The sequence below is a fragment of the Mesorhizobium sp. M4A.F.Ca.ET.020.02.1.1 genome (genome assembly GCF_004022645.1).
Classification (GTDB): domain Bacteria; phylum Pseudomonadota; class Alphaproteobacteria; order Rhizobiales; family Rhizobiaceae; genus Mesorhizobium.
In genome coordinates, this window is record NZ_RZOI01000375.1 from 1 (window position 1) to 5,814 (window position 5,814).

Genomic DNA, 5,814 nt, shown 5'->3' on the forward strand with positions numbered 1-5,814 from the left:
GGTGCTTTACGAGCCCATTTCGAATGGCCAGCTTGACCTCGGGGCCTGCGATAAGGCCGATCGCCTGCGCGGCCATATTGAGGCCAGCTTCCTCCAGCGCTCGCTTCATATCGCCTCCGTTAATGGCCGTACGCAGGAGATTGGCTGCTTGCGACTCAGCCTCGAGAACCATCGAGGCAAGATCGGCTACTTGTCCGAGGCCCGGAATGAAGCTGAGCAGTCCCACCGCCGTTGCCGCCAAGTCGAGCACTTTCGTCTCGATTTTGAGCACGGAGTCGACGACGTGCATGACGGCCCCGCCGTTCTTTTTGGCTGACTTAATGTCAGGCTGGTCCATCAGGCCCATCTTCATGTCCGCGACGGCATTCTGCTCTTCTGCGGTTTGGGCGCCGTGGGTGATTGGCTGCTGAACGTTGCGGTTCGCAGACGACATGTTTGTGCAAAAATGGGCAAAGTCTTTTTTGCTGATATTGCCGGAATCAACCGTATGCCCGCCGCCAAAGTCGAAGAATTTATGATGGGTCTTATAGCCCGTGATCGAATTGTTCAGGAGGCCAAACAAAAGAGGATCTGAAAGGAGCTGAGAGGCTGCTTCCCGCACTTTCGGATCAAGGCTCTTGTCGTCTTTCATTTTCGCCAGTTTGTCGCGAGTCAGAACACCGCTTCCAAAGAACGTGTCCTGATGGTCCTTGATCATCTCGACCGTATTCAGCTCAGTTTGCGTGAGGCTCATCGACGATGAGGCGACTTGCAGGAAATCCTCTTTGTGCATCTTCCCTTTCGAGCCACCGCACAACTGGTTCCAAGCATCGGGGTGATCGAGGAAATATTGCGCCGCCGCAATGACCTGGGGCGGAAATTTGCCGTTTTTCGATTCGCCGCCGACCATTTTCTTGAACTCATCCAGACTCAGGTCCTTGGACAGATTTTCGGAGTACCGGTAAAACTCCCGCAAGGCATCGCTCAAGGTCATGACCGAAGGCTGCAAACCTCCGCTGCCGTCGGATGGTATGTAGTTCTGCTCGTAGCTTTGCGCTTGGGCTTCCTGAAATGCAGCAACTTGTGGGTGGTGGTTTGAAAATCCGGCCAAGTCCTTGGCGTTGATCTTGCCTCCACAGCGGCCGTCGCCCTGCGAGCCAATCGCATAAAAAAGTCCCGAATCCTGCTGCAGTCCCTTGATCGCCGCTTTCAGATCCGGTGGCGTAGAGGGATCATTGGCTTTCTCGGTCAACGACTTCCAACTAAGCGGGCATTGGTCCTTGTGACGGTTGAGTACCGCAACAATCTGCAACTCAGCCGTGGTCAGCGACCCACCGTTCCACGTGATTCCGGGGCTCGGCCTGGGAGCCGGCTCGATCTTCGGGGTGACGCGGAGCAGATGTTGGGCTTCAGTCGCCTTGGAGCGTTGCGATTGGTCCTCCTTGAGAGCCGCCCTCATATGTGGCGGCAGCAGATCCAGTGGGTGTTGCTCCAAGCCCTTCAATGTCGATTCGACATCCGGTGCCAGATGGCCCAAAGGGTCCTGCCGCAATTTATCCATTGTCGAATCAAGATTCGACGTTGGCAGATCCCCTTGCGCGAAAGAGCCGGGCTTGTTTGCCAGCACACAAGTGGACAGCATCGCTTCGAAGCACGATGCACTTTGCTGATGCTGGGTCGCAAAATGGGAAACTTTCAGGCCCGGCCAACCCCTTGCGGACTGTAGCGAATTTGAGCGGTAGAAAGTTGAAAGATTGCTGGCCGACATTGTGCATCCTCAGACGTGACGTTGAAATCCCCACAAGAGACCCCGACAGAAGATCCCTTGCGTTTCACAAAATTCGACAATTCCAAGCGTCGGCAGGTCACGAATGCGCCTGCCCTGCCTTCAATTGCTGTGTTCCGGGCCGGCTCCAAGGTTCGGTCCAACACAATGGCCGGAGTCACCGCGAGAGCTGCCGGGACTCATCATGAGCGGATTAGCTTTCGAGAAACTGACGAGTTTGCGAAGAGTTCACAAAGGGGTAGCCGCAGTCATGTTCTTCAGAGCTGCGGCAAATCCTCAATGTTCATTTCTTGCCCAGCTCAGGCTTCCCGCCAACGCTATCCTGTTGTGGGATGTCAGAAGAATAAGAAGCATCCGGTCGTCCGTCGCGAACGACCGTAGTGGAGGAGCCGCGAAACAAGATCAGCACTGATTCCTTTGGCGTGGCCGCTATGTGAGTCTGCGCCTGCGCCTCCGCCACCAAGCCGTTAAAGGTCTGCTCCACGAGTGCGACGAAGCGCGGTGGACCGGAAACGAAGACGAGGCCATTGCCTGGCACGGGTTTGACCACATAGCGCTCGTCGGAGATATCAAGCTTGTCGAGAGCCCCCTTGAACGCATCGAAGCGAATCGACGTCATCAAAAGCATTCGAGTTTGCGATTCTTGTGCAGCAGACACATAGAGCACAAGGCCGTCATAGTACCATTGGAGACCGTAAAGGTTCGTCAAGCGGTCGAGGAACGCGCGCGGTGGCAAATCAGGCATACGTCCGCGAATTCGCCCCTTCACCGCAGGACTGATGTTGACCCTGATATTCAGGTTGTTGCCGAATTCCTGCAACGCTGCAGCGAGTTCCTGATCCAGAACCGTGTATCTATAGGGTGTCGCCGGAAGGGACAGCGGGACTGCGTGCGCCGGGTGAATCCCGGTGGACAGAAAAAACCCGGCACAGAGAAGTCTCAAAACATGCAGGGTGACGGGTTGGATAAGCGTTCTCGGCATGTCGCACTGATAAACCAAACGCTGAAATCATCACAAGTGACTAAATTGCCGAAGAGATTTTAGATGTCGAAATGACGCCGCCGTTAGTCAGCTTGTTGTCAGCTTGCCCCCCTAGGAGTGTTGCGCCGACACCGGGTGATGAATGGGCGGGGCCCGCCCGGTCAGAGAGAGCAACCGAGTCCTTACATGATGATGCCTGTCACGTCGATCTCTGCCACTCTAACGGCTGGCCTCCCCAGGGTCGGATCACCGTCGATTGTCGAGCAGGCCCAGTTTGAGCGCGCCTTAGGGCATGCAGCCGACTCGCTGAAAAACAATGCCGCCGCGGAGCCAGCGAGTGCGGCGCCAGTTGCTGCGGCGATGGATGTTCAGCGCGCGGCTGCGCCGACGAGCGGCATGGGCGATCGCGTGTTGCAGACGATTTCCTCCCTATATCCACACAACACTGTTTCCTTCCCCGCGCTCGACCATGACATAGCCCTTTCGAAGGGCGCTCTACCGGGACCGGCGCAGAAGCTTCCCGTCGCAGGTGAGGCGGGAACCGGAATCTCGGGCATTCCTCAACAAGGGCAAGACTTCGAAACGATGATGGCTGGTCTTCGGGATGTTTACAACGGCGTCACCCAGGTGGCGCTTATCTCCAAAGGCGTCAGCGGCGTCACATCATCCGTGAATAAACTTTTGAAGGAAGGCTGAACCGCGCGCATGATTGGCTTGGCCGAGGGCGAAATCATGCGTGGCCTGTCAGGGTGGCGGTCGGTTAGACTTGTCATGCTGCTAGTTCTCGTCGCCCTCAGTGCTTGCAAAACCGACCTCTACACGCAATTGCAAGAGCGTGAGGCAAATGAAATGCTCGCACTTCTTGAAGACAACGGGGTCGCCGCGATCCGGGTGGTCGCCAAGGATGGGACCAGCACGATCCAGGTTGACGAAAAGCTGCTCGCCTTCTCAATCAACCTTCTGAACGCCAAGGGGTTGCCGCGCCAATCCTTCAAGAACCTCGGTGAGATATTCCAAGGATCAGGCCTGATTGCCTCGCCGACCGAGGAGCGTGCCCGTTACGTGTATGCCCTGAGCGAAGAGTTGTCGCGGACGATCAGCGATATCGATGGCGTTTTTTCTGTACGTGTTCACGTCGTGCTGCCGCATAACGACCTTGTGCGAGCCGGCGCCACGCCATCCTCGGCCGCGGTGTTTATCAGGCACGACGCCAAAACAAATGTCGCGGCTCTGCTGCCAAAGATAAAGATGCTGGTAGCCGACAGCATCGAAGGCTTGTCCTACGATAAGGTGGAAGTGGTTTTGGTGCCGGTAGAACGGTCCGCACACGAGCAACGGCCCGATCCGACTGCTGTTTTGCCACAAGCATCAACACCTCTTCCTGCGCCAATTCTGGCGACCGTGACAGGTTTTGCCGCAGCCGTATTCGCAGTGGCCTGTTATCTCTTGGTCAGCGTTGCTACGCGTCGGCGCAAGCAATCAACCGGCGTTTCCAAGGTCGAGGGGCGCCGGGATGCTTCTGCTGTCGAGGCCATTCGCAAAAGAATGCCTGCAATTGGACGTGGGTGACATCTCATTGCCAATGCCTATACAGACCGCCCGACCTGATGGTCCGCACCAATTGCGTTTTCCGGGCGCGAGCGAGCTTGCGGCTTCGGCCCATCCGACCCGTCTAGCGGCGCGTCTTGATCCAGCGTTATCGGCAGAAACGTTAGTGAAGTTGCAGAAGTGTTCCAGACTGCATCCAAGGCTGGCAGAATTGCTGGGCAACTATGACGTGGATCTGAACCACATCGGCTGCAGGCCGGACCTTCTACGCGGGCACGATCCATATCGAGCTGCCCTTCTTGCTGGTAGTATCTGGCATGCCCGTTCGCTGGTCGCGTTTGTCTCTCAGCCTGAGCTTGCCATCCTTGTTAAACGCATCGGCGTGGATGCACACGCATTCGGAATCCGACACCTGCTGCATGCCGTTGAGAACAGACTGATCGCGGACCCAGAAAAACTCGCTCAGCAAATCGAATACGATGGACATGCATGTCTTGGGGCTTGGCTCCAGGACAGTTCAGCGACCGAGCGTAACCGCGTGCTTCTTCGGTTGCCCGAGGGGACTGCCGCGGAGACTCCAGCACCTGAGCATTGGACCGCCGCCGGCCAATTGCTTTCACTTGTACTAGCTCATTTTGAGACAGAGACCCCGGTGAAATGACAGCCGAACTTTCCGAGGGGCCAATAGCGCCGCAGATGCGTCCAATCGGACCACTGATACCCGCGAGCGAGCTCGAAACCTGGCACAGCGCCGCGCAAGCGCTTGCCGCGGCAGAACGGCATCGGCAGCGCGTTCGAAACTGGGCACGCGCCGTTTACCAGCGGGCGTGGGTGCGCGGCCACATGGAGGGCTCGAATGCAGGCACCGAGGAGATGGCAGGGCTGATTGCGGAGACAATCTCCGAAATCGCGCGACGAAAGGCGGCTCTGGAGCAGGAATTGCCGCAGCTCGTGATGGAAATATTGAGCGATCTTATCGGCGCTTTCGATCCGGGCGAGCTACTGGTGAGGGCTGTTCGTCACGCCATAGAGTGTCAATACAGCGGCGCCGAAGTTTGCCTTCATGTTTCTCCCATGCAAGTCGACATGCTTGCACGAGAGTTTGCTCGATGCGACGGCCAGGATGGTCGACCAAGGGTGCGGATCGAGCCCGACCCGACGTTGTCGCCGCAACGGTGCGTGCTGTGGAGCGAGTACGGCAATGTCGACCTGGGACTTGACGCCCAGATGCGCGCGCTGCGCCTTGGTTTCGGGACGCTATGTGAAAAAGGCGAGCTATGAGAAAGCCCGTCCCAGAACATAACGCTGACGCCGACACTCGAGCTCTCGTTCCAGCAATCTCGTCTTTGAGGGCTGCGGCCAAGCGAATTGACACGCGTGCGGTGCGCGGTCGGATCACGCGGGCTATCGGCACACTGGTTCATGCCGTCTTGCCAGATACTCGTATTGGGGAACTTTGCCTCCTAGAGGACCCGCGAACCGGGCTGTCGCTCGAGGCCGAGGTGATCGGCCTGTCGGG

Annotated in this window: 6 protein-coding genes and 1 pseudogene; 4 read left to right on the forward strand and 3 right to left on the reverse strand. The window is 57.4% G+C overall.

Annotated features, from left to right (window positions below):
- Together EN742_RS21495 and EN742_RS21500 are read right to left on the reverse strand one after the other, a co-directional pair.
- The coding region (locus EN742_RS21495) for an HrpF/NolX family T3SS translocon protein (protein ID WP_245492372.1) at nt 1-1,621 on the reverse strand (1,621 nt) is incomplete at its 3' end.
- A 427-nt stretch (nt 1,622-2,048) separates the two neighbouring features.
- Nucleotides 2,049-2,747: a secretin N-terminal domain-containing protein gene (locus EN742_RS21500; RefSeq protein ID WP_091595837.1), complete on the reverse strand. Its 699-nt coding sequence runs from the start codon at nt 2,745-2,747 to the stop codon at nt 2,049-2,051.
- A 186-nt stretch (nt 2,748-2,933) separates the two neighbouring features.
- On the opposite strand from EN742_RS21500, the gene EN742_RS21505 reads away from it, so the two are divergent.
- Entirely contained in the window at nt 2,934-3,443 is a 510-nt protein-coding gene (locus EN742_RS21505; protein ID WP_029354864.1) for a nodulation protein NolB, read from the forward strand.
- Between the two features lie 9 nt (nt 3,444-3,452).
- Nucleotides 3,453-4,316 (forward strand): type III secretion inner membrane ring lipoprotein SctJ, encoded by an 864-nt coding sequence (sctJ, locus tag EN742_RS21510; RefSeq protein WP_091595839.1) that lies wholly within the window; start codon nt 3,453-3,455, stop codon nt 4,314-4,316.
- A gap of 244 nt (nt 4,317-4,560) precedes the next feature.
- On the opposite strand, the gene EN742_RS40055 is transcribed toward sctJ, so the two are convergent.
- On the reverse strand, nt 4,561-4,782 hold the full coding sequence (locus EN742_RS40055; RefSeq protein ID WP_029354860.1) for a hypothetical protein: 222 nt from the start codon (nt 4,780-4,782) through the stop codon (nt 4,561-4,563).
- A 170-nt stretch (nt 4,783-4,952) separates the two neighbouring features.
- Between EN742_RS40055 and sctL the strand changes: the two genes are divergently transcribed.
- A complete protein-coding gene (gene sctL, locus EN742_RS21520; RefSeq protein ID WP_091595841.1) occupies nt 4,953-5,576 on the forward strand; it encodes a type III secretion system stator protein SctL in 624 nt (207 codons plus the stop codon).
- Nucleotides 5,573-5,814, forward strand: a pseudogene (locus EN742_RS39495) (EscN/YscN/HrcN family type III secretion system ATPase); the annotation flags it as partial. The gene sctL and the pseudogene EN742_RS39495, both read left to right, overlap by 4 nt.

Bases quoted from the DNA above. Each gene is read 5' to 3' on its own strand.
- EN742_RS21500 (WP_091595837.1), bottom strand. From the start codon at position 2,747: ATGCCGAGAACGCTTATCCAACCCGTCACCCTGCATGTTTTGAGACTT.
- EN742_RS21505 (WP_029354864.1), top strand. From the start codon at position 2,934: ATGATGATGCCTGTCACGTCGATCTCTGCCACTCTAACGGCTGGCCTC.
- sctJ (WP_091595839.1), top strand. From the start codon at position 3,453: ATGATTGGCTTGGCCGAGGGCGAAATCATGCGTGGCCTGTCAGGGTGG.
- EN742_RS40055 (WP_029354860.1), bottom strand. From the start codon at position 4,782: ATGTCCATCGTATTCGATTTGCTGAGCGAGTTTTTCTGGGTCCGCGAT.
- sctL (WP_091595841.1), top strand. From the start codon at position 4,953: ATGACAGCCGAACTTTCCGAGGGGCCAATAGCGCCGCAGATGCGTCCA.